This is a genomic window from Schaalia georgiae DSM 6843 (assembly GCF_000429245.1).
Lineage (GTDB): Bacteria > Actinomycetota > Actinomycetes > Actinomycetales > Actinomycetaceae > Pauljensenia > Pauljensenia georgiae.
Map to the genome: position 1 here is coordinate 48,290 of NZ_AUBM01000012.1, position 21,130 is coordinate 69,419.

Annotated in this window: 23 protein-coding genes; 2 read left to right on the plus strand and 21 right to left on the minus strand. The window is 71.6% G+C overall.

Going from position 1 to position 21,130, the window contains the following annotated elements:
* Positions 1 to 93: 93 nt before the first annotated feature.
* The gene (gene tsf, locus G447_RS0107245) at positions 94 to 921 is read right to left on the minus strand and encodes a translation elongation factor Ts (RefSeq protein WP_005868737.1); all 828 of its coding nucleotides are present in this window, start codon (positions 919 to 921) and stop codon (positions 94 to 96) included.
* Positions 922 to 946: 25 nt separating this feature from the next.
* Positions 947 to 1,777, minus strand: a complete 831-nt coding sequence (gene rpsB / locus G447_RS0107250; RefSeq protein ID WP_005868739.1) for a 30S ribosomal protein S2 — start codon at positions 1,775 to 1,777, stop codon at positions 947 to 949.
* A 371-nt stretch (positions 1,778 to 2,148) separates the two neighbouring features.
* Between rpsB and G447_RS11270 the strand changes: the two genes are divergently transcribed.
* Positions 2,149 to 2,652 carry a M23 family metallopeptidase gene (locus tag G447_RS11270; RefSeq protein WP_026430570.1) on the plus strand — a complete coding sequence of 168 codons (504 nt, stop codon included), beginning with the start codon at positions 2,149 to 2,151 and terminating at the stop codon, positions 2,650 to 2,652.
* Between the two features lie 93 nt (positions 2,653 to 2,745).
* Here G447_RS11270 and G447_RS0107260 read toward each other — a convergent pair whose 3' ends face one another.
* The 3 genes from G447_RS0107260 to G447_RS11275 are packed head-to-tail and all read right to left on the minus strand — an operon-like array spanning position 2,746 to position 5,938.
* Positions 2,746 to 3,852, minus strand: a complete 1,107-nt coding sequence (locus tag G447_RS0107260; protein ID WP_165577605.1) for an ABC transporter permease — start codon at positions 3,850 to 3,852, stop codon at positions 2,746 to 2,748.
* A complete protein-coding gene (locus tag G447_RS0107265; RefSeq protein WP_026430572.1) occupies positions 3,852 to 4,982 on the minus strand; it encodes an ABC transporter permease in 1,131 nt (376 codons plus the stop codon). Before G447_RS0107265 ends, G447_RS0107260 begins: the two co-directional genes overlap by 1 nt.
* Positions 4,979 to 5,938: an ABC transporter ATP-binding protein gene (locus tag G447_RS11275; protein ID WP_051226276.1), complete on the minus strand. Its 960-nt coding sequence runs from the start codon at positions 5,936 to 5,938 to the stop codon at positions 4,979 to 4,981. Before G447_RS11275 ends, G447_RS0107265 begins: the two co-directional genes overlap by 4 nt.
* Before the next feature lie 39 nt (positions 5,939 to 5,977).
* On the opposite strand from G447_RS11275, the gene G447_RS0107275 reads away from it, so the two are divergent.
* On the plus strand, positions 5,978 to 6,607 hold the full coding sequence (locus G447_RS0107275) for a TetR/AcrR family transcriptional regulator (RefSeq protein ID WP_165577606.1): 630 nt from the start codon (positions 5,978 to 5,980) through the stop codon (positions 6,605 to 6,607).
* Here G447_RS0107275 and G447_RS0107280 read toward each other — a convergent pair.
* The 16 genes from G447_RS0107280 to G447_RS0107360 all read right to left on the minus strand — a co-directional run bounded on the left by G447_RS0107280 (position 6,570) and on the right by G447_RS0107360 (position 21,016).
* Positions 6,570 to 7,469: a tyrosine recombinase XerC gene (locus G447_RS0107280; RefSeq protein ID WP_026430574.1), complete on the minus strand. Its 900-nt coding sequence runs from the start codon at positions 7,467 to 7,469 to the stop codon at positions 6,570 to 6,572. The two genes, G447_RS0107275 and G447_RS0107280, sit on opposite strands and share 38 nt — an antisense overlap.
* Positions 7,470 to 7,478: 9 nt before the next feature.
* Positions 7,479 to 8,639, minus strand: coding sequence for a DNA-processing protein DprA (locus G447_RS0107285; RefSeq protein WP_026430575.1), 1,161 nt, complete (start codon positions 8,637 to 8,639; stop codon positions 7,479 to 7,481).
* Positions 8,632 to 10,185, minus strand: a complete 1,554-nt coding sequence (locus G447_RS0107290; protein ID WP_026430576.1) for a YifB family Mg chelatase-like AAA ATPase — start codon at positions 10,183 to 10,185, stop codon at positions 8,632 to 8,634. Before G447_RS0107290 ends, G447_RS0107285 begins: the two co-directional genes overlap by 8 nt.
* Entirely contained in the window at positions 10,182 to 10,607 is a 426-nt protein-coding gene (locus G447_RS0107295) for a YraN family protein (protein ID WP_026430577.1), read from the minus strand. The genes G447_RS0107290 and G447_RS0107295 overlap by 4 nt, the downstream gene beginning before the upstream one ends.
* A gap of 131 nt (positions 10,608 to 10,738) precedes the next feature.
* Positions 10,739 to 11,044: a DUF2469 domain-containing protein gene (locus G447_RS0107300; RefSeq protein ID WP_005870281.1), complete on the minus strand. Its 306-nt coding sequence runs from the start codon at positions 11,042 to 11,044 to the stop codon at positions 10,739 to 10,741.
* 224 nt (positions 11,045 to 11,268) lie between these two features.
* Positions 11,269 to 11,946, minus strand: coding sequence for a ribonuclease HII (locus G447_RS0107310; protein ID WP_026430578.1), 678 nt, complete (start codon positions 11,944 to 11,946; stop codon positions 11,269 to 11,271).
* Complete coding sequence (gene lepB, locus G447_RS0107315) at positions 11,943 to 12,683, minus strand: signal peptidase I (protein WP_005870265.1); 741 nt, start codon at positions 12,681 to 12,683, stop codon at positions 11,943 to 11,945. The genes G447_RS0107310 and lepB overlap by 4 nt, the downstream gene beginning before the upstream one ends.
* Positions 12,684 to 12,827: 144 nt before the next feature.
* Entirely contained in the window at positions 12,828 to 13,184 is a 357-nt protein-coding gene (rplS, locus tag G447_RS0107320) for a 50S ribosomal protein L19 (RefSeq protein WP_005870277.1), read from the minus strand.
* A gap of 384 nt (positions 13,185 to 13,568) precedes the next feature.
* Positions 13,569 to 14,891: a tRNA (guanosine(37)-N1)-methyltransferase TrmD gene (trmD, locus tag G447_RS0107325; RefSeq protein ID WP_026430579.1), complete on the minus strand. Its 1,323-nt coding sequence runs from the start codon at positions 14,889 to 14,891 to the stop codon at positions 13,569 to 13,571.
* Positions 14,892 to 14,893: 2 nt separating this feature from the next.
* Positions 14,894 to 15,406, minus strand: a complete 513-nt coding sequence (gene rimM / locus G447_RS0107330; protein WP_026430580.1) for a ribosome maturation factor RimM — start codon at positions 15,404 to 15,406, stop codon at positions 14,894 to 14,896.
* An 84-nt stretch (positions 15,407 to 15,490) separates the two neighbouring features.
* On the minus strand, positions 15,491 to 15,730 hold the full coding sequence (locus G447_RS0107335) for an RNA-binding protein (RefSeq protein WP_005870283.1): 240 nt from the start codon (positions 15,728 to 15,730) through the stop codon (positions 15,491 to 15,493).
* 2 nt (positions 15,731 to 15,732) lie between these two features.
* Complete coding sequence (rpsP, locus tag G447_RS0107340; RefSeq protein ID WP_005870273.1) at positions 15,733 to 16,164, minus strand: 30S ribosomal protein S16; 432 nt, start codon at positions 16,162 to 16,164, stop codon at positions 15,733 to 15,735.
* Positions 16,165 to 16,439: 275 nt separating this feature from the next.
* A complete protein-coding gene (locus G447_RS0107345) occupies positions 16,440 to 17,543 on the minus strand; it encodes an amidohydrolase family protein (protein ID WP_026430581.1) in 1,104 nt (367 codons plus the stop codon).
* A gap of 66 nt (positions 17,544 to 17,609) precedes the next feature.
* Positions 17,610 to 19,220 (minus strand): signal recognition particle protein, encoded by a 1,611-nt coding sequence (ffh, locus tag G447_RS0107350; protein WP_005870290.1) that lies wholly within the window; start codon positions 19,218 to 19,220, stop codon positions 17,610 to 17,612.
* A 75-nt stretch (positions 19,221 to 19,295) separates the two neighbouring features.
* Complete coding sequence (gene ftsY / locus G447_RS0107355; protein WP_026430582.1) at positions 19,296 to 20,603, minus strand: signal recognition particle-docking protein FtsY; 1,308 nt, start codon at positions 20,601 to 20,603, stop codon at positions 19,296 to 19,298.
* Between the two features lie 74 nt (positions 20,604 to 20,677).
* Positions 20,678 to 21,016 (minus strand): hypothetical protein, encoded by a 339-nt coding sequence (locus G447_RS0107360; protein WP_081491364.1) that lies wholly within the window; start codon positions 21,014 to 21,016, stop codon positions 20,678 to 20,680.
* Positions 21,017 to 21,130 lie beyond the last annotated feature (114 nt).

Sequence of the window (21,130 nt, forward strand, 5' to 3'; positions counted from 1 at the left end):
CGCGCCCGCCTCGGGCGCGCCCAACCGAGACAATACTACCTAAGATGCGACGCGGCCCCACCCGAAGGCGGGGCCGCGGATGCGGGAGCGGGCTCAGGCGCCCACGTGCACGCGCACGTAGTCGCTCACGGAGGCGCCGGCCTCCTTGAGGACCTTGCCCACGGACTTGGAGGGGTCGCGGGCGAACGCCTGGTCGACCAGGCAGTTGTCCTTGAAGAACGCCTCGAGGCGGCCCTGGACGATCTTGGGCACGATGTGCTCGGGCTTGCCCTCCTCGAGGGTGATCTTCTCCAGGGTCGCGCGCTCCTTGTCGAGCACGTCCGCGGGGACGTGGTCACGGTCGAGGTAGGCCGGCATGTAAGCGGCCACGTGCATCGCGATGTCGTGGGCAACCGCCTTGCCCGCCGCGTCGGTCACCACGAAGACGCCGACCTGCGGGGGCAGATCCGGGTTCGTCTGGTGCAGGTAGAGGTCGACGTTGTCGCCCTCGACGCGCACGACGCGGCCGATCTGCAGCTTCTCGCCGATGATCGCGGCGAAAGCGTCGAGACGGTCCTTGACGGTGCCCTCGCCCATCGGAGCGGCCAGCAGCGCGTCCGTGTCGGAGGCCTTGGAGGCGACGGCCGCGGCGAGGACCTCGTTCGCGAAGTCGATGAACTTCTGGTTCTTGGCCACGAAGTCGGTCTCGGAGTTGACCTCGACCATGACGCCGACGGTGCCGTCGGTGGTGGCGGCCAGCAGGCCGGCCAGGGCCTGGCGGCCCTCGCGCTTGGACAGGGACTTCAGGCCCTTGAGGCGGATGATCTCGAGGGCCTTCTCGGAGTCGCCGTCGGCCTCGGTCAGCGCCTTCTTGACGTCCATCATGCCGGCGCCGGTCTGCTCGCGCAGCGCCTTCACATCTGCAGCGGTGAATTTCGCCATCAGGTGGTTCCTCTCAGTAAAACGTTCAGTCCTGCTTGGGGGCGGACTCTTCGGCGGCCTGGGCCGCGGCGGCCTCGTCGGCCTTGACCTCGCCCTCGAGGAGCTCGCGCTCCCACTCGGCGAGCGGCTCGGCGGCGGTCTCCTCGCCCTTGCCCTTGCGGGCGTCGGAGCGGGCGATCAGGCCCTCGGCGACGGCGTCGGCGACCACGCGGGTCAGCAGCGCGACGGCGCGGATGGCGTCGTCGTTGCCGGGGATGCGGTAGTCGACCTCGTCGGGGTCGGCGTTGGTGTCGAGGATGGCGACGATCGGGATGTTCAGCTTGCGGGCCTCGGAGACCGCGAGGTGCTCCTTCTTCGGGTCGACGATCCACACCGCGGAGGGGACCTTCGCCATGTCGCGGATACCGCCCAGGGTACGGGCCAGCTTGTCCTTCTCACGGCTCATCATGAGCAGTTCCTTCTTGGTGTGGCCGGAGGCAGCCACGTCCTCGAAGTCGATCTGCTCGAGCTCCTTGAGGCGCTGCAGGCGGCGCGACACCGTCGAGAAGTTCGTCAGCATGCCGCCGAGCCAACGGTGGTTGACGTAGGGCATGCCCACGCGCTGGGCCTGCTCCGCGACGGCCTCCTGGGCCTGCTTCTTGGTGCCGACGAAGAGGATCGTGCCGCCGTGGGCGACGGTCTGCTTGACGAAATCGAAAGCGATGTCGATGTCGGCGATGGTCTGCTGCAAGTCGATGATGTAGATGCCGTTGCGCTCGGTGAGGATGAAGCGCTTCATCTTCGGGTTCCAACGGCGAGTCTGGTGTCCGAAGTGGACGCCGGACTCGAGGAGTTGACGCATGGTTACGACTGCCATGGTTCTTCCTTCCCCGCGCGGTGCGAGTTCATGGGGCGGTGCCCCGGGGTTTTCGGTTGTCCGCCCACTTCTGTGGGCCCTGGTGCCATGACCGGGCCGCCCCGAGGGGACCGTGGCCGCTGGCCCTGCGGGCCTCCCGCGAAGCGGGGGCACGCAGAAAATGGCACGCGAAGTCGCCTGCACGTGGCAAGCGCCCGTTCATTCTAGAACAGACGGAATCACACCACATGTCCCGCGAAGTGTCGCTGGTCACTGGGGATGGGCTGGTGCGGCAAGGGCGCCGTCCACAGGCCCGGACGGGGCGGGAACGCTGTGCACAGGGCTCCGGCCCCGGTAGGCGCGCGGGCGGCGCGCCTGGTGAGACTGGGTCCATGACTCCCCGCACCCGCCTCCGCCGGTTCCTCCGGGCCTCCGCCGCAGCCGCCCTCCTCGCCCAACCGCTGTCGGCGGGGGCTGCTCCAGGCGTGGAGGACCAGCGTTGGATGTGGCCCACGGGGTCCCCCTCGCCGGTGCTGTCGTCCTTCGCCCCTCCGGCGCACGACTGGCTGCCCGGGCGGCGGGGAGTGGACCTCGACGTTCCCGGCGGCACGCCGATAGTCGCCGCAGCCGATGGCGTGGTGGCCTTCGCGGGCCCCGTCGCGTCCCAGCCCGTCATCTCCGTCGAGCACGAGCGGGCGGGATCGCCGGTGTGGGCGACCTACGTGCCCGCGCAGGCCGAGGTCGAGGCGGGGCAGAGGGTCGTCCGGGGCCAAGTGATCGGCCGGGTCCCACCCGGTGCCGACCACCTCCACTGGGGCGCCAGGACCGGTCGGCGCGCCTACACCGACCCGATCCGGCTCACCCTGGGCCCGGTCGTGCTCAAGCCGTGGGAATAGCGGCGGCGCGCCGCCCCCCCAGCCCGGAGAGCGCGAACGCTGCGCGAGAGGCGGGCGGCGGTGCCGTCAGACCGGTTTCGGATCGGCGGCGGGTCATAGCCTGCGGTGGAGCGCCCAGGCGCCGATGCCCACGCCGAGCACCGCGGCGACACCGGAAGCGAGCACCATCGGCGCCGGCGATGGCGGGTCGGCCATCCAGGTCCATGCCTGGAGGTTCTCGAACACCGCCGCAGGGGGCCAGAACCGGTCGAACACCTGGACCGGGCGGGGCAGGGTCGCCACTGACGAGAACCCGCCGGAAGCGAAGAACGAGCCGGCGAATGTCACCATGAGCAGCGGTTGAATGGTCCGGTAGTCGCGCAGCCACGCTCCGACTGCGACACCGATGCCGGCGCAGGCGACTGACACCAGCCCGGCGACGGACAGCAGGACGGGCAGCCTTCCCAGCGGAATACGGACCCCGAACACGGCGACCGCCACCATCAGGGTCACCACGGTGTTGATCGCACCGGTGATGATCCCGGCCAGCAGGGTGCCGGTGGTCAAGTCGGCCAACGGCCGCGGCGCGAGTCGGATCTCTTTGGTGGTTCTGCGCTCCCATTCGCGAGCGACCATGATCGCCGCATTGAGCGCGGCCCCGACCATGATGGCGAGGATGACAGCGCTATTGGCGATGAAGGTCCGGCGCCACACGTCGTCAGGGCGGGTGGTGGTTTGGGTGACGGTGATCGGCGCCAGGCCCTCGGCATGGGCGGCGGCGTAGTCCTGGATGGCGCGGTCGAGCCGTAGGCGCGCGTTCTTCATCATGTCGGTGTTGATGTTGTAAACGTGGGTCTCCAGCGTCGGCACGCCACCGGCCTCGATCACCTGGTCGAAGTCGTCGGGGATGGTGAGCGCCATGTGCAGGCGGCCTTCGGTGACGAGCCGGTCGGCCTCTACTGGGTCGGTGGTGACGACGCGGAAGTAGGGGCTGATGTTGCCGCGCAGTTCACGTATCCCGGTCTCGAACGCGGTCGCATGCGGACCGGCGCCGCGGTTGACCAGTGCGATGTTCCACTCGTCGCCGCCGAATCCGAACAGGACGCCGCAGAGGAACATGAGCACGAGCGGGATCAGCATGGGGCCCGCCAGGGCTTGCTTATCGCGGGACCATTGGCGCATGTTCTTCGCGATGATGGCATTGATGCGGTCGAGGTGCATCATTGGCCTCCGTTCAGGTGGGAGAAGGCGCGGCGCAGCAACCCGGCCGCGGCCGCGAAGATCACTGCCGTTGAGGCCAGTACGATGGTGAGGTTGACGGCCAAGTCCGAGGTGTCGCCGGTGAGGAAGATACTGCGGGCGGACATGAAGGCGTACGTGGTGGGGAGTGCCCGGGAGAGCTGCCACAGCGCGGTGATCGGTTGTCCCCAGGCCAGGCCCCGCATCGATTCCTCGTTGCCGGAGACGAGGAAGAACGCGATCGCCAGCGCGATGAGCGCGGACGCTGTGGCGAGGGACTTCTTCGAGGCGACACCGAATGCCGCCCCGATGCCGGATCCCATGAGCAGGGTCGCGACGACGATGCCGACCATGCCGAGCAGATCGCCGGTGGGCTTGAAGCCGAAGCCGACCACCAGGACGGCCAGGACCAGGCACAGCGACACGAGGCTCTGCCCGAGCCCTGCCAGGATCTTGCCCGCGACGAGTGCGCCGCGCCCCGCTGGGGCGAGCAGCAGGTTCTTCACGGTGCGGTCGTTCCATTCAGCGGCGACCTGCAGGCCGGTGTTGACCATGGCGGCGTACAAGCAGCCGAACAGCAGCAGACTGGTGGAGATGTAGCCCAGCATGGTGGGGTCGCGAGGCAGCCAACGGGTCTCCTTGACGGTCATCACCGGTCCGGCCAACTCGTCGTTCAAAGCGCGGACGGCATGGTCGAGGCGCAGGCGCAGGTTCTTGGAGTAGTCGGAGTTGATGTTGTTCAGCCGCAGCTCGACGGCGGCGTTGCCCGCCTCGGCGGCCTCGGAGAAGCCGTCGGGGATGACGATGACGGCCAGGGCGCGCTGCTCGTCGAACGCGCTCAGGGCGGCGCTGGGGTCGGTGGCGATCACGTCGTAGTAGGGGCCCTCTTCACTGTGGACGGCGCGCAGTGTCTCGACGAGCCGGGCTGCGGCGGGGCCGCCGTCGGAGTCGGCGACCATGACCGGGTTGTTGTTGCTGACCGGGATGACGAGCGAGTAGAAGAAGATGAACACCAATGGGATGACCACACTGATCACCAGCAGGAACGGTTGCCGGATGAACCGCGTCCAGTCCTTGACCGCGATCGCCCATACGGGCTCCAGCCGACTCATGAGGCGCCCCCGTCGCGCAGGGCCTTTCCGGTCAAGGCCAGGAAGACGTCGTTGAGGTCGGGGCGGCGCACTCCGGCGAGCACGGCGTCCGCGTCGTGGTCGGCGAACCAGTCCAGGATTCCGCGGACGGTCGCCGGACCGCCGTCCGCGGCGATCGACGCGATCCCGTCGCGCCAAGTGACTTCGCAGACCCCCGGCACGGCTCGCAGACCGGTTTCGTTCGGGGGATGGGAGGAGCGGACGTCGATGAACGTCTGGCCGAGCGCCCCGCGCAGTTCCTCGGGAGTCCCCGTCACGACGAGTTCCCCGTGGTCGAGGACGGCCAGCTGGTCGGCCAGCGCCTGGGCCTCCTCCATGTAGTTGGTCGTCAGCAGGACCGTACCGCCCTCGTCGGCGATCTGGCGCACTCGTTCCCAGAGCGCCGCGCGCGACTGCACGTCCACGCCCAGGGTCGGCTCATCCAGGACGACCACGGTCGGGCGGGTCAACAGGGCCCGCGCCAGGGCGAGGCGGCGTTGCATCCCGCCGGAGTAGGTGCCGACCCGATCGCCTCGGCGCCCACTGAGGCCCACCAGGTCGAGGAGCTCGTCGATACGGGCCTTCCGCTTGGCGTGGGGCACTCCGTACAGGCGGGCGTGGAAGGAGAGGTTCTCATCGGCGGTCAGGTCGTCGTACAGGGCAGTCTCCTGCGGAACGACGCCCAACCGCGAGCGCACTCCGGTCACGTCACTGCGGACGTCGATCCCCTCGCAGACCACGGTCCCCGATGTCGGCCGCAACAGGCCGCACAACAGGTTCACACTGGTGGTCTTACCTGATCCGTTCGGTCCCAGCAGACCGAGGATCTGGCCGCGGACAACCTCCAGGTCCAGCGAATCCAAGGCGACCACGGGCGGTCGGCCCGGTCGGCGGAACTCCATCCGCAACTTCTGGAAGGACACAGCGATGTTCGTCATGGCGTCTATTGAGGTCCCGGGTATGGCATCATTTCAACTGTGGTGAATAAACAACCGGGGCGTCCCGCACGACCGACCGACAGCAAGGACCGCATCCTCAGAGCGGCCCAGGCGCGCTTCGCCGAACACGGCTACGCCAGGACGTCCCTGCGGTCGATCGCCCGCGACGCGGACGTGGACCACGCCTTGGTCAGCTACTACTTCGGCTCCAAGGAGGGCCTGTTCAAGGCAATCGCTGAGCTCAGCCTCACCCCCGCAGAGGTGCTGGACGTCATCTCCGACCGGGTGCCCAGGGACCAGCTGGGCCGCGCACTGCTGGAAGCCGCCCTCACCACCTGGGACCGGCCCGACTACCGGGAAGGGCTCGCCCAACTCATCGGCGACGGCCTCGCCTCGCCGGCAGCGCAACGAATATTCCGGGAATATCTGCAGACCGAGATGGTCGCCCGCCTCGCCGCCGTCATCGGCGGCGCGAACGCCAGCAAGCACGCAGCCGCTCTGGCCTCCATCATCGCCGGGATCTTCTTCACCCGTTGCATCCTCAAAGTCGAACCCATCGCCTCCATGAGCCGAGCGGAAGTGATCAGGCACCACACTCCTGCGGTCAACGCGATCCTGCGGCCACCGCCCCCTACGCGCGCGGGTGCGCCCTGCGGTACACGTCGCTGAGCCTGCCCGCGTCCACGTGCGTGTACCGCTGGGTCGTCGCGAGCGAGGAGTGCCCCAGGATCTCCTGGACCGCCCGCAGGTCCGCTCCGCCCTGCAGCAGATGGGTGGCGGCGCTGTGGCGCAACCCGTGGGGGGCGATGTCGCGCACCCCGGCCCTGGCGCACATCCTGTGGATCATCGCGCGCACGACGCGGGGGTCGATCGGCCCGCCCTTGGCCCCGACGAAGAGGGCGTCCGTCCCCACCGCCAACGAGGGGCGGGCGCGCACCGTCCACTGGTCGAGGGCGTCGCGGGCGGGGACGCCGAAGGGGACCGTGCGCTCCTTATCGCCTTTGCCGAGCACCCGGACGGTGAGGGCGGCGGCGTCGACGGAAGACGTGGTGAGGGAGCACGCCTCGGAGACCCGGATCCCCGTGGCGTAGATTAGCTCCAGGATCGCCCAGTCGCGGACGGAGACTGGGTCGTCGGCGCTCGCCCTCGAGCGCGCGCACTCGAGCAGGGCCGCCGCCTCGTCCTGGTCGACGACGCGGGGCAGCCGCTGGTCCGCCCGCGCCGAGGCGAGGGCCGCCGCAGCATCCGTGGGCGCCAGTCCCTCCCGGTGGGCCCACGCGGAGAAGTTGCGCAGCGCCGCCACGTGGCGCGAGACGGTGGAGCGGGCGGCGCCCCGGGCCACGGAGTCCGCCAGCCACGCGCGGGCGGCCCTGAGGGTCAGGGCCGAGGCCGCGCCCGGGTCGGCGGGGTCTGTCCCCGTGAAGGCGAGGAACGCCGCCAGGTCCGCCGTGTAGGCGCGCACCGTGTGGGCGGAGGCGCCCCGGCTGTGGCGCAGGTGGGCGCCCCACTGGTCGAGGACCGACGTCGTCATGGGGCGATCCTACCGGCGCGCCACCACTGGCATCCGCTTCCAGCCCGTGGTGTCGGAGGAGACCATGCCCGCCAGTTCGAGTCCCGCGAGCGCCACGAGCACGTCGCGCTCAGAGAGCCCCGAGGCGGTGACGACGGCGCCGAGGCGGGCGCGCGACCTGGCGGGCAGGGCCTCCCAGACGCGCCGTTGGGCGGGGGCGAGGGCGTCGGTCCCCCGGTCCTCCTCCACGGGGGCGCCGAAGAGGGGCTCGGGTGCGCACGAGCCGATGGGCGCGTGCATCTCCTCGACGTCCGCGGCGTCGCGCACCAGTGTGGCGCCGTTGCGGATGAGGGCCAGGGCGCCCGCTGACATGGGCGCCCTGACGGAGCCGGGGACCGCGCCCACGTTCCTGCCCAGTTCCATGGCGGCGCGCGCGGTGGACAGGGCGCCCGAGCGCATCCCGGCCTCGACGACGACGGTGGAGCCCGACCAGGCGGCTATGAGCCGGTTGCGCGCGAGGAAGCGCCACTTCGCGGGGCGCCACGACGGCGGGGCCTCGGAGACGACGGCTCCCCCGGCGTCCTTGACGGCGTGGAAGTCCTCGGCGTGGGCGCGCGGGTAGGGCGCCCCGATTCCCCCGGCGACGACGACGGTCGTGGGGCCGGGGACGGCGAGGGCGCCTCGGTGCACGGCGATGTCGATGCCGTAGGCCCCGCCTGAGACGGTCCGGTATCCCTTCTCCGTCAGGGCGCACGCCATGTTGGCCGCCGTGGCCTGTCCCTCGCGGGTGCATGCGCGTGCGCCGACGATGGAGATCGAGGCCCTTGTGGCGGATCCGCCCGGATCGAGTCGGCCTCGCGCCCACAGGCCGACCGGGGCGCGCGGGCCGAGGTCCGCCATTCCCTCGGGCCACTGCGGGTCGGAGGGGGTGAGGAACGCAGCGCCGATCCTGTCGGCGCGCTCCAGCTCGGCGTCGAGGGTGTCCGCGGCGGCGCGGGGGTGCCATCTGCCCCACGCCGCCTCCCAGTCGTGGCCTGCGAGGGCGCGCGGCAGCGGAGAAGGGGCGGGGGCGCACGCCCAGCGCCGTGCTTCCTCGTCGCCCAGGGCGGAGCGCAGTGCGTGGACGTCCGCGTCCCCGGGTTCGACCACGGTGGTCCACCAGGCGGCGCTGTAGTGGGTGTCGTCAATCATTGGGGTTGTCTCCTTTCCTCAGCCATATCGCTAGGCCGCGCTCCACTTCTCCCGGTCGGGCGGCGCCGTTGAGGTCGGCGATCGTCCACATGAGGCGCAGGACCCTGTCCGCTCCCCGCATCGAGAAGGTGCCCGCTTCGACCGCTCTGTCCAGGTCGGCCACCATCCGCGGGTCGATGCCGCTGGAGGCGCGGATCCACCGGCCGGGGACCTGGGCGTTGAGGGTCCACGGGGTTCCGGCGAGGCGGCGGGCGCCCCGGCTCCTGGCCTCGGCGACCCGTTCGCGCAGGGACGCCGACGACGGTGAGGGGCCTCGGGCGAGGTCCGCCCTGGTGGGGGTGTCGACCCGCACGGTGATGTCGATCCTGTCCAGGAGTGGCCCGGACAGGCGCGCGAGGTAGCGCATGCGGGCCTGGGCGCTGCATGTGCACGCCCTCCCTTGGCGCCCGCCGCCGCAGGGGCATGGGTTGGCCGCCAGCAGCAGTTGGAAGCGGGCGGGCAGGCGGGCGTGCAGGCCGGCGCGGTGGATGTGGACCTCCCCGTTCTCCAGGGGCTCGCGGAGGGCGTCGAGGACGGAGGGTTGGAATTGCGCGGCCTCGTCGAGGAATAGGACTCCCCCGTGCGCCAGGGAGGCGGCGCCCGGTGTGATGCGGGCGTGCCCGCCGCCGACGAGGGCGGCCATGGTGGCCGAGTGGTGCGGGGTGAGGATCGGCGGGCGGCGCACCAGGGCCTCGCCGTCGCGCAGTGTGCCCGCCAGGGAGTGGAGGGAGGTGGCGACCAGGGCGGTGTCGTCGTCGAGGTCGGGCAAAATGGTGTGCATGCGGGAGGCGAGCATGGTCTTGCCGGAGCCCGGCTCGCCCAGGAGGAACACGTGGTGTCCGCCCGCTCCCGCGGCGGTGAGCGCTTCGACGGCGTCGTGCTGGCCCCGCACGTCGGCCATATCGACGTGCGGGCCGCTAGCGGCGGGTTCTGGCTCGGGCGCGTCGGGGAGGAGGCCGCCGATGCTGACGGGCGTTTGGGCGTTGCCGCCGGCCCATCGCACGAGTTCCGCCAGGTGCGCGAATGCGGCCGTTTCGACTCCGCCCACCAGGGAGGCCTCGGCGGCGTTCGCGGCGGGGACGATGGCGCGGGTGATCCCCTGGCCCCGGGCCGCCAGGACTGCGGGCAGGACGCCCCGCACTGGCTGCAGCGACCCGTCCAGGGCGAGTTCGCCGATGATGACGGCGCCGTCGAAGGAGGTGGGGCCGACCCTGCCCGCGGCCAGCAGGACCGAGACCGCGATCGCCAGGTCGAAGCCGGAGCCGGATTTGTGCAGTCCGGCGGGCGACAGGTTGACGGTGACGCGGGAGTCGAGGACCTCCAGGCCGCAGCTCTCCAGGGCGGAGCGCACGCGGTCCTTCGACTCGCGCACTGAGGCGTCGGGCAGCCCCACGATGACGAATTGCACGAGGCCGCGGCCGACTTGGGTCTCCACGCGCACGAGGCGGCCTTCGAGGCCGACCAGGCTCACCGAGTGGGTGCGGGCGAGCCGCGTGGCGGCGCTCATGCCACACCCCGGATCCACTCGACGCTGGCCCCAGCCTGGCGCAGGTCGGCGCACGAGGCGAGGCGCTCCCCCAGTTCGCGTGCCCGCTTGGGGTCGATGGTGATGGCCACCACATCGATGCGCAGCTCCCCCAGCTGGCCGGGGTTGGCCCTGCACCAGGCGCCGGCCAGTGCGCGGAGCCTGGCGATCTTGCGGGAGTCGACGGACTCCAGGGCGCTGCCGCGCTGGTTGCCCACACGGGTGCGCACTTCGACGACGGCGACGCCGGGCCGTGGGCCCCGGGGGACGCCCGCGACGATGTCGATCTCGCCGCGCCTGCCGTCGCGCCAGTTGCGGGTGAGTATGGTGGCGCCGTTCTCCTCGAGGAATGCGGCGGCAGTGTCTTCGCCCCGGGCTCCGAGGCGGTTCGTGCGTGCGGACATGTCATTACCTCCGCCTCCACTGTCGCGCGGGGCGCGCAGCGCCTTCAAAACGGCGCCCGCCCCCTGTGGACGGGGACGGGCGGGCGGAGGGGCCTGTGGACGGCGCCGGGCCCGGGACGGGCCGGGGCGGTTCAGGACGAGGGGATGGACAGTTCCGGTTTGGACAGCTCCTCGACGTTGATGTCCTTGTAGGTGATGACGCGCACGGAGCGGACGAACCGGCTGGAGCGGTAGATGTCCCACACCCACGCGTCGGTCAGCGCCAACTCGAAGAAGACATCGGAGCCCACTGGGCGCGCCTGGACGTCCACCTGGTTGCACAGGTAGAAACGGCGTTCTGTCTCCACGACGTACTTGAACAGTCCGATGACGTCGCGGTACTCCTTGAAGAGCTCCAGCTCCAGGGAGTTCTCGTATCCTTCGATTTCCTCACTCACACACCCATGATGCCCGCAGGGGCCCCTGCCGCGCAGAGGGAGGCCCGGCGCGGCTCACTTTCGCGCGGGCAGCCAGTCTCAGCCGGCCTGACGGGCGACCTCGATGGCGGCGCGGCCCACTCTCGCGCGGGCAGCCGTCTCCGGGGAGCTCGCGCACTCACCGCACTCGCTGTCCGCGCCCGGGCAGTTCTGCAACGCTGTGCGGCGGCGCACCAGCGGGGTCCTCACTTCCGGGCCCGCGCGGGCAGTTTCCAACTGCGCCTGTGGTGGGCGCTGGGCCCGAGTTCGCCGAGGGCGGCGATGTGCGCCGCCGACGCGTACCCCTTGTTGCGGGACCACTCGTAGCCTGGGTCGTCGAGCTCCGCCATGAGGCGGTCGCGCTCGACCTTGGCGATCACCGAGGCCGCTGCGACGACCGCGCACGACGCGTCGGCCTTGACGCGGGTGCGGATGGGCGCCGGGCACGGCGGCGGGTAGTCGGGCCCGCCGAGGCCGCTGAGCAGGTCGCCGGGCATGGCGAGCCAGTTGTGGGAGCCATCGAGTACCACCACGGCGGGCACGCGCCCCCGTCCGGCGAGTTCGTCGAGGGCCCTCAGCCCGGCGAGCCTGAGGGCGGCGACGATCCCCCACTGGTCGATCTCGTCGGGGCCCGCCCACCCGACCGCGCAGTCGAGGGCCCACTGGCGCACGGCCGGGGCCAGGGCCTCCCTCCTCTTGGCGGTGAGCGCCTTGGAGTCGGCCAGGCCGGCGGGCGGGTCGGCGGCGCCCGGGGACGTGAGGGCGACGCCGACTGCGACGGGGCCGGCCAGGGAGCCGCGGCCCACCTCGTCGACGCCGGCTACGACGCCGAATTGGTCGGCCAGGGACTGCTCGAAGAGCGCCGAGGCGCTGGGGGCGCTCACTGGGGGTCGGGGACGACCGCGAACACTTCCCTGTGGCCTATGTCGGTCGTCCACCTGCTCACGGGCCAGATGATCGCCCAGACGGTGCCGACCACCGATTTCTGCGGCACGAAAGGGGACTGCCCCTCCCCCATGTGGTAGCGGGAGTCCGCGGAGTTGCCCCTGTTGTCCCCCATGACCCACAGGTGGCCCTCCGGCACTGTGACGTCGAAGGGGATCGTCGAGGCGGCTTGGCCCTCGGCGATGTACGTCTCGGAGACCTCCACGCCGTTGATCATGACCTTGCCGTCCGTGGAGCAGCACTTCACGCGGTCCCCGCCGATCCCGATGACGCGTTTGACGAGGGTCTGCTCGCCGCCTGCGGGAACGAAGCCCGTGAACTCCCCGATGCTGCGCAGCACCGAGCCGGAGGAGTCGCCGCTGCCCAGCCATCCCAGGGTGTCGTCGAAGACGACGACGTCGCCGCGTTTGATATTGCCGGTGAGGGCAGCGATACGCGACACCGCGATCCTGTCGTTCTCCACGAGCGTGCCCCGCATCGACGGGGAGGGGATCCAGAACACTTGGACGACGAAGGCGCGCAGCAGGGAGGAGATGATCAGGGCGATCACCAGGATGACGGCGATCTCCCGCAGCCACACGACGGGGTTGCGCCTGGCCTCGGCCTCCGCGCGGTCGCGGTCCTTGAGCGAGGGCAGGTGCCGGGGGGCACTCGGTGGTTCTGTGGCCTCTGACATGGCGTCTCCTCGCCTCGGATCGGAGTCGGTGCAGGTCTCTAGCATAAGGCGGGGCCCGGCTCCCCTGCCGGGTGCCGGGCCCCGTCCGGGCCTTTCCTCAGAATCGGTCCGCCCCCGCGGGGCGCCCGGTTCCGTTTCCGGCCCTCACTCGGACTTGCCCGAGCGGTGCTCCTTGATCTTCGCGGCTTTGCCGTGGCGCTTGCGCAGGTAGTAGAGCTTCGCGCGGCGCACGTCGCCCTTGGTGACGACCTCGATGCGGTCGATCGTGGGCGCGTGGACCGGGAAGGTGCGCTCGACACCCACGCCGAAGGACATCTTGCGGACCGTGAACGTGGAGGACACGCCATGGCCGCGGCGGGCGATGACGACGCCCTGGAAGACCTGGATTCGGGAGCGGTTGCCCTCGACGACCTTGACGTGCACCTTGACGGTGTCGCCCGCCCGGAACGGGGGGATGTCGTCGCGCAGGGATGCCGCGTCTACGGCGTCCAGCTTCTGCATTTGTTCTCCTAGGCGCGCCCGCCGCAGGTCACGCGCGCCGGATCCGGCGGGCGCTGCGGCCCGCGTTCCGTGTGTCGGTGGTGCGCCCGGGCCTCCCCCTGCGGCAGGATGGGCCGCGCACGACCGACGCTATAGTGTGCCACACGCGCACCGCCCCCCGGTAGTCGAAGAGGTCCGGGGCGGCGGGCGCGCCAGTGAGTTCGCCCACTCCGCCCCGGGAGAAGCCGCCGCGAACCCGGCCCGGGTCGCCTGCTGGGTGCGTCCGCCACGGCTCGGGAATGCGGCCCGAGGCCACCGCCGGGAAGCAGAAGCGGCTCTCTCGCGAGCCCGGCCCGGGTCCCCCGCTGGGCGCGTCCGCCGCGGCTCGGCGACGCAGCCAGCGCCTCAGCGGTCGGCGGGGCGCACCATGACGTCGTCGGTGGGTGTGGCGGAGCCGACCCGGAAGGTGCGCCGCCCCGATTTCTTGAATCCGTGCCGCTTGTAGAAGCGCTGGGCGCGCGTGTTGCGGATGTGGGTGCCGAGCACGATCTGGGTGGCGCCGTGGGCGCGGGCGTCCGCCACGGCTTTCTCGAGCAGCGCCCCGGCCAGTCCGCTGCCGTGCGCAGAGGCGTCCGTGTAGCACTTCGACAGGTAGGCGGCGCCCTCGTCGAGCGGCACCGCGCCGTTGCCCTCGGGCATCTGGTCGGGGTGGCCCAGGACCGTGAGCGTGTACCCCAGGATCGGCGGGCCGCCCTCGCCCCCCTGGGCGCGCGCGATGAGGACGCGCGTGTCCGGGCTCGCCAGGCGGTCGCGGAAGGACGCCTCGTCCAGCTCTTCGCGGATGAAGCGGGCCACGTCCTCGACGGGGATCTGAGGCGGGGCGGCCATGGGGAAGGTCCTGGCGGCGAATGCGGCGAGCTCGGCCGCGTCCGCCTGCTCCCCTGGCAGGTAGCGGACCCGGGTGGGCCCGGGGGTGAAGACGACGCCGCACGAGGCCAGCGCCTCGCGGTCCTGGGCATCGAGGCCGACGGGGTCCAGGGCGTCGATCAGGTCGGGCCTGCGCTCGGCGGTCCTCTTGAGGCTCTGGTCGCGCCTCCACCGCCTGATGGCGCCGTGGTCGCCGGAGAGCAGCACGCCGGGCACGTCGAGGCCCCGGAAGCTGCGGGGCTTGGTGTAGGCGGGGTACTCCAGGAGGCCGCCTTCCCCGTGGGACTCCTCGGCCAGCGAGTCGGGGTTGCCCATGAAGCCGTCGACGAGGCGCGCCACCGCTTCGACGAGGACCGCGGCCGCGGCTTCGCCGCCGTTGAGGACGTAGTCGCCGATCGAGTACTCCAGGACCCGAAGCCCCCGCTCCCGGTAGTGGTCCGCGACGCGCTGGTCGATGCCCTCGTAGCGCCCGCAGGCGACGACGATGTGGTCGGCACGCGCCAGTTCCCCAACGAGGCGCTGGGTCAAGGGGATCCCCGAAGGGGTCGGCACCGCCAGGACGGGGGCGCAGGAGGCCCCCAGGATCTCGTCGAGGGCAGCGCACCACACCTCGGGGAGCATGACCATGCCCGCCCCCCCGCCGTAGGGGGCGTCGTCCACGCTGCGGTGGGCGCCGTGGGCCCAGTCGCGCAGGTCGTGGGCGCGAACGGAGACGAGGCCGGAGCGGTCGGCGCGTCCCAGCAGCGACAGGGAAAGCGAGTCGAAGTACTGGGGGAAGATGGAGACCAGGTCGAAGCGCACGGTCAGGCGCCCTCCCCGGAGTCGTCGGCCCCGTCGTCGAAGAGCCCCGGGGGCGCGTCGATGACGACACGGCCGCCCTCGACGTCGACTGTGGGGACGAGTTGGCGCACGAAGGGCACCATGACCTCTCCCCGCTCGGTGCCCACGAGGAGCAGGTCCTGGGCGCCGCCGGGCCGCAACCCGCTCACGGAGCCGAGGGGGCGGCCCTGCGGGTCCTGCGCGCGCAGGCCCTTGAGCTGGTGGGGGTACCACGCGTCCTCCTCGTCGTGGGGGGCGACCAGCAGCGCCGCCCCGCGCAGCGCCTCGGCCTCCTCCCGGGTGCCCACGCCCCCGAGGCGGGCCAGCACCCTGCCCTTGTGGACGCGCGTCGATTCGACGACGACCCCGGACCCGGATCCTGACAGGACCAGGGACGCCCCGGGGGCGAGGACCGCCGGGTCGTCGGAGCGCACGTCGAGGACGACCTCCCCTTTCAGGCCGTGCGCGGGCCCGATGATCGCCGCGGTCATGAGCATGGGTTCTCCTCCTGGGTGGGTTGGGGACTGCGCGGGTACGGGAAGGGACCCGGGCGGGCGCCCGGGTCCCCACGCTGCGACGGCTTACTCGCGGTCGGTGTCGACGACGTCGACCCGGACCGAGCCCCGCGTCGACAGAGCGCCCATCACGGTGCGCAGGGCGCGCGCGGTGCGCCCCCCGCGTCCGATGACGCGCCCGAGGTCCTCGGGGTTGACCCGGACCTCCAGGAGCTGGCCGCGCCGCAACTGGCGCGGGGTGACCTGGACGTCCTCGGGGTGGTCGACGATGCCGCTGACCAGGTGCTCAAGCGCGTCTGCGAGCATGTTCAGGCTTCCTCTGCTTCCTCGGAGGCTTTGGCCGCGGCGGCCTCTTCCTCGGCCTTCTTCGCGGAGGCCGCGGCCTTGGACTTCTCAGCCTCGGCCTCGGCGTCCTTGACGGCTTGCGCGGCCTGGGCGGCCTTGTCGGCGTCGGAGACCCGCACGCGGGACACGGCGTCGGCCTTGCCGTTGAACTTGGCGATGTCGCCGGTCAGCACCAGCAGGTTGCGGACCTGGTCGGAGGGCTGGGCGCCGACTCCGAGCCAGTACTGGGCGCGCTCGGAGTCGATGCGGATCACGGACGGATCCGGCTGGGCGTCGTAGACGCCGATCTCTTCGATGACGCGGCCGTCGCGCTTCTTGCGGGAATCGACGACGACGACACGGTAGGCGGGGGCGTGGATCTTGCCCATGCGCTTGAGGCGGATTCGAACTGCCACTTGAGTGGTCTCTCCTATTTCAGATTGGTGTGGCCCTCGGCCCTCCCCGGTGGGAACACGGGTCCGGCGTCGGTCCGGGACGCGACTGGGCGAGGTGAGAGGGCTCTCGCGAAGCCGGGTACAGCGCACTATTGTGCCACACGCGCGTCGTGCGCCCAAGCCGGCCGCCTGGGCGCGCGCAGTCCGGTGGCCGTGGGATCGGTCACCGCACCGCCGTGCGCGCGGCGGATCCGCGCTGCGGCGCCACTGGGCGCGCCACCCGACGCGCCGCCTGGCTAACCCACGTGGTGTCCGCCGGCGAAGACGTGGAGGGGGCGGGCCAGGGCGATCACGTCCTGGCGGGGGTCCTCGGCCAGGACCACCAGGTCCGCGGTGCCGCCCTCCGTCAGAACGGGGCGCCCCAGGGCGGTCCTGGTGCCCCAGGTGGCGGTGTCGACGATGCGGGCGGGGGCCATGCCCGCCTCCTGCCACAGCGTTAACTCGTTGATGATCGACCCGTGCTTCTGGTAGCCCCCCGAGTCGACGCCCGACACGAGCCGGACTCCGGAGTCCGCGAGCATCGCGAAGTGCTCGCGGCGCTCCTCGTACATGGCGCGCATAGTGGCGGCGTAGACGGGGTACTTCGCGCCCGCCTGGTCGGCGAAAGATTCGAAGAGGGCGACCTGGGCGAGCGTGGGAGCGACAAGGATGGACCTGCGGGCGATCTCGTCGGCCTGGTCGGCGTCGATGCCGCTGCCGTGCTCGATGTCGTCCACGCCCGCCTCGATGAGGCCGTCGATGGCGGCGTGGGAGAAGGCGTGCACGGCCACCCGCGCTCCCGCCTCATGGGCGGCGGCCACCGCATCGCGCAGCACGGGCGGGGACCACAGGGGCTCCAAGTCGGAATCGGCCCCCTTGGAACGGTCGATCCAGTCTCCGACGAGTTTGACCCACCCGTCCGACCGGGCGGCCTGGGCGGCCAGGACGCCCGGCAGGTCGCGCTCGTCCGCCACCTCCACCGCCAACCCCCGGATGTAGCGCTTGGGGCGGGCGACGTGGCGCCCGCAGTGGATGAAGTCGAGGGCGGGGCCGTCCCCCTGGCGCGCCAGCCACGAGTTGTCCACCGGGCACCCGCAGTCCCGCGCGAGCGTGACGCCCGAGGCGAGGGTCGCAGCCGCCTGCTCGCGCTGGACGGCCTCGCCCACGGCGCCGCCGCCGTCGGTGATCCCGATGTGGCAGTGGCCGTCCACCATTCCGGGGATCGCGTACCCCCTCGCGTCGGCGCGTCCGGGGCGCGCGAGGCGGGCGACCCTGCCGTCCTCGACCGCCCACGTCCCTCTGGTCCACTCGGGCCGCTGCCCGGGCGAGGCGGCGATCAGCATCCATCCATCGAAGATCACGGCGTCATCCCCCTGCTCGTGCGCCACGCGTCCGCTCCCGGTCCACTGGGCGCGGAGAGCACAGCATCATCCCCCGAACTGGCCGAGCATGCGCTTGACGTCGTCGGGCAGGTCCTCCATGGAGGGGCGCCGCGCGGGCTCGGGCTCGGGAGCCGGAGCGGGGGCGCCGAAGGAGCTGCCGGTGGCGTCGGAGCGTTTGCGCTGCGACTGGGGCAGCAGCGCCTCGAGCTCCTGCTGGCGGCGCTTGGCGGGGTTGCCCGAGCGCGCCTTCTTCTTCACTTTGGCGCGCTTGGCTTTGGCGGCCCGGGCGTTGGACTTCTGCTTGGCCTTGCCCCCGCGCCCGGGCAGAGCTCCCATCCCCGTGACGCCGCCGCCCCCCATCTGGCCCATCTGCGCCATCATGTCACGGGCGGCCTCGAAGCGCTTGATGAGGCCGTTGACCTCGGAGACCGTAGTGCCCGAGCCCTTGGCGATGCGGGCGCGGCGCGAGCCGTTGAGCAGCCCCACGTCGTCGCGCTCGGCCGGAGTCATGGACCGGACGATGGCCTCGACGCGGGAGACCTCCCTCTCGTCGAAGTTGTCGATCTGCTCGCGCAGCTGGGCGGCCCCGGGGATCATCCCGAGCATCTTCTTCATCGAGCCCAGCTTCTTGATCTGCTGGAGCTGGTTGAGGAAGTCGGCGAGCGTGAGCTCCCCCGCCATCGCCTTGGCGGCGACCTTCTCGGCCTCCTCGGCGTCCATGCGCTTCTCAGCCTGCTCGATGAGCGTGAGCACGTCGCCCATGTCGAGGATGCGCCCCGCCATGCGGTCGGCGTGGAAGCGCTCGAAGTCGTCCAGGCCCTCGCCGGTGGAGGCGAAGAGGATGGGCGCGCCCGTCACGCCCCGCACCGACAGGGCGGCGCCGCCGCGCGCGTCACCGTCGAGCTTCGACAGGACGACGCCCGTGAACCCGACGCCGTCGCGGAAGGCCGTCGACGTGGACACGGCGTCCTGGCCGACCATGGCGTCCAGGACGAACATGATCTCGTGGGGGGACACGGCGTCGCGGATCGCGATGGCCTGGTCCATCATCTCCTGGTCGACGCCGAGGCGCCCGGCGGTGTCGACGATGACGACGTTGATGCCGCTCTGACGGGCGAACTCGACGCCCGAGCGCGCCACCTCGACGGGGTCGCCCACCCCGTTGCCGGGCTCGGGCGCCCACACCCGCACCCCGGCGCGCTCGCCGACGACCTGAAGCTGCTGGACGGCGTTGGGGCGCTGCAGGTCGGAGGCGACCAGCATGACGGTCTTGCCCTCCTCGCGCAGCCACTTGCCGAGTTTGCCCGCCAGCGTGGTCTTGCCCGCGCCCTGCAGGCCCGCCAGCATGAACACCGTCGGCCCGCGCTCGGCGAAAACCAGTTCCCGCGTTTGTCCGCCGAGGATCTCCACCAGTTCGGAGTGGACGATGGAGACGACCTGTTGGCCCGGGTTGAGGGCCTTCGAGCGCGCGGCGCCGTAGGCCTTCTCGCGCACCCGCGTGGTGAACTGGCGGACGACGGGCAGCGCCACGTCGGCGTCGATGAGGGCGCGCCGGATGTCGGAGATCGCCTGGTCGACGTCGGACTCGGTCAGCACGCCCCGTGAGCGCAGCCGACGGAAGGACTCGGTGAGGCGGTCTTGCAGGTTTCCGAACACTATGATCTCCCGCGTGGCGTTGGTTGGGGTACTGGGCGCTAGGGTAGCACCCCGCCCCTGGCTGTTCAGGGGCGCTCAGGCGCTGACGATGGCGTCCACGAAGCCCTCGGGGTCGAAGGGCGCCAGGTCGTCCGCGCCCTCGCCGAGGCCGACGAACTTCACCGGCACGCCCAGTTCGCGCTGCACGGAGACGACGATCCCGCCCTTGGCGGAGCCGTCGAGTTTGGTCAGGACGATGCCGGTGACGCCCACCGCCTCGGCGAAGACGAGGGCCTGCTGGAGGCCGTTCTGGCCGGTGGTCGCGTCCAGGACCAGCAGGACCTCGCCCACGGGGGCCTGCCTGTCCATGACGCGCTTGATCTTGCCCAGCTCGTCCATCAGGGTCGACTTGTTCTGCAGGCGCCCGGCCGTGTCGACGACGACCACGTCCACGCCCCGCGAAGCGCCCTCCTTCACGGCCTCGAAGGCGACCGAGGCGGGGTCGGCGCCCTCGCGCTCGGAGCGGACCACGTCCACGCCCACGCGCTGGCCCCAGGTGGCCAACTGGTCGGCGGCGGCGGCGCGGAAGGTGTCGGCCGCGCCCAGCAGCACCGTGCGCCCGTCGGCCACGAGGACGCGCGCGAGTTTGCCGACGGTCGTGGTCTTGCCGGTGCCGTTGACGCCGACCAGGAGGACTGCGGCGGGCAGGGCGCGCCCGTCGGCCTCGGGCTTGTCGAGGCGCAGGGAACGGTCCATCGCGGGATCGACCAGGGCGAGGAGCTCCTCGCGCAGGATGCGGCGGATGCCGGCCGTGTCACCGACCTTCTCGACGGCGACGCGGCGCTTGAGGGCCTCCATGAGCTGGTCGGTGGCCTCTAGGCCGAGGTCGGCGATGAGGAGGGACTCCTCGATCTCCTCCCAGTCGGCGGCCTTGAGCTCGCCGCGCGAAAGGATGTCGACGATGGCGCGGCCGAGTGCGCCGGAGGCCGCCAGGCGCGCCCTCAGGCGCTGCATGCGCGAGGGAACGGGCTCGGGGATCTCGACTTCGGGAGCCCGCACTGCCTCCTCCGCCTCGGCCGCAGGGCCGTCCCCGGCCTGCGGAGCGGATCCGTCGGCGGGCGCGGGGACCCGCTCGTCCGAGGGGGACGGGGCGGGGGCCGCCTCCGCCTGGGCCGCCGGTGGCGCTTGGGCTTGGGGACCGCCGGGTTCGACGGCACTGCCGCCGGGGGCGCTGGGGGCTATGTCCGGTCCGGGGGCGGTGGGTGGCGCCTGCACGTCCGGCCCCTTGCCGGTGGGGCGGTTCCGCTTGATGAGGAACCTGACGAGGACGCAGAGGAGGACGATGACCACCGCGCCCACGACCAAGGCCATCGGGCTGCGCATGAACTCCAAGAAACTCTCCATGCGCCCATTATCCCCCATCGGCGCCCCGGCCCACACCCGGGTTCGGCGTTACCGGCCGCCCGCCGGGTTCGGCGCTACTGGCCCTGCTCGGAAGACTGCTCGGAGTGCTGGCCCCTCCGCTCCGACGCGGCCTCGAACTTGGCGATCCCGGGCAGGCGGTCAGCACTGAAGTACGCGTTCGAAGGGGTCGACGCGGAGTCGAGCAGGGCGTCCAGGGACGTCATCCGGGGCGAGCCCCCCGCCTCGGACGGGGCGTCCCCGCCCTCGGGGTGGAACTCCACCTTGCGGTCGCGCAGACGGCGCTGCCACTGGCCGGCGCTGCGCCGCGATAGCGCGAGCACCACGAAGACGCCGACGGCGACGACGATCACAATGCACACGGTCACAACCATGGTCAAAGCGCCTTCATACATGCTGCTATCGTCCTCCATGATCGGCTTCGCGCGCCACAACGGCACTGGGAATACTCTAAATGTGGTCCGAATGGCCCCGGCGCCCTCCCCTTCGGAGCAGCGCGCCGGGGCCGA

What these genes read in the sequence shown, in the direction of transcription:
- tsf (WP_005868737.1), bottom strand. Translation starts at nt 921, where the DNA reads ATGGCGAAATTCACCGCTGCAGATGTGAAGGCGCTGCGCGAGCAGACC.
- rpsB (WP_005868739.1), bottom strand. Translation starts at nt 1,777, where the DNA reads ATGGCAGTCGTAACCATGCGTCAACTCCTCGAGTCCGGCGTCCACTTC.
- G447_RS11270 (WP_026430570.1), top strand. Translation starts at nt 2,149, where the DNA reads ATGACTCCCCGCACCCGCCTCCGCCGGTTCCTCCGGGCCTCCGCCGCA.
- G447_RS0107260 (WP_165577605.1), bottom strand. Translation starts at nt 3,852, where the DNA reads ATGCACCTCGACCGCATCAATGCCATCATCGCGAAGAACATGCGCCAA.
- G447_RS0107265 (WP_026430572.1), bottom strand. Translation starts at nt 4,982, where the DNA reads ATGAGTCGGCTGGAGCCCGTATGGGCGATCGCGGTCAAGGACTGGACG.
- G447_RS11275 (WP_051226276.1), bottom strand. Translation starts at nt 5,938, where the DNA reads ATGACGAACATCGCTGTGTCCTTCCAGAAGTTGCGGATGGAGTTCCGC.
- G447_RS0107280 (WP_026430574.1), bottom strand. Translation starts at nt 7,469, where the DNA reads ATGACGACGTCGGTCCTCGACCAGTGGGGCGCCCACCTGCGCCACAGC.
- G447_RS0107285 (WP_026430575.1), bottom strand. Translation starts at nt 8,639, where the DNA reads ATGATTGACGACACCCACTACAGCGCCGCCTGGTGGACCACCGTGGTC.
- G447_RS0107290 (WP_026430576.1), bottom strand. Translation starts at nt 10,185, where the DNA reads ATGAGCGCCGCCACGCGGCTCGCCCGCACCCACTCGGTGAGCCTGGTC.
- G447_RS0107295 (WP_026430577.1), bottom strand. Translation starts at nt 10,607, where the DNA reads ATGTCCGCACGCACGAACCGCCTCGGAGCCCGGGGCGAAGACACTGCC.
- lepB (WP_005870265.1), bottom strand. Translation starts at nt 12,683, where the DNA reads ATGTCAGAGGCCACAGAACCACCGAGTGCCCCCCGGCACCTGCCCTCG.
- rplS (WP_005870277.1), bottom strand. Translation starts at nt 13,184, where the DNA reads ATGCAGAAGCTGGACGCCGTAGACGCGGCATCCCTGCGCGACGACATC.
- rimM (WP_026430580.1), bottom strand. Translation starts at nt 15,406, where the DNA reads ATGCTCATGACCGCGGCGATCATCGGGCCCGCGCACGGCCTGAAAGGG.
- G447_RS0107335 (WP_005870283.1), bottom strand. Translation starts at nt 15,730, where the DNA reads ATGCTCGCAGACGCGCTTGAGCACCTGGTCAGCGGCATCGTCGACCAC.
- ftsY (WP_026430582.1), bottom strand. Translation starts at nt 20,603, where the DNA reads ATGGAGAGTTTCTTGGAGTTCATGCGCAGCCCGATGGCCTTGGTCGTG.
- G447_RS0107360 (WP_081491364.1), bottom strand. Translation starts at nt 21,016, where the DNA reads ATGTATGAAGGCGCTTTGACCATGGTTGTGACCGTGTGCATTGTGATC.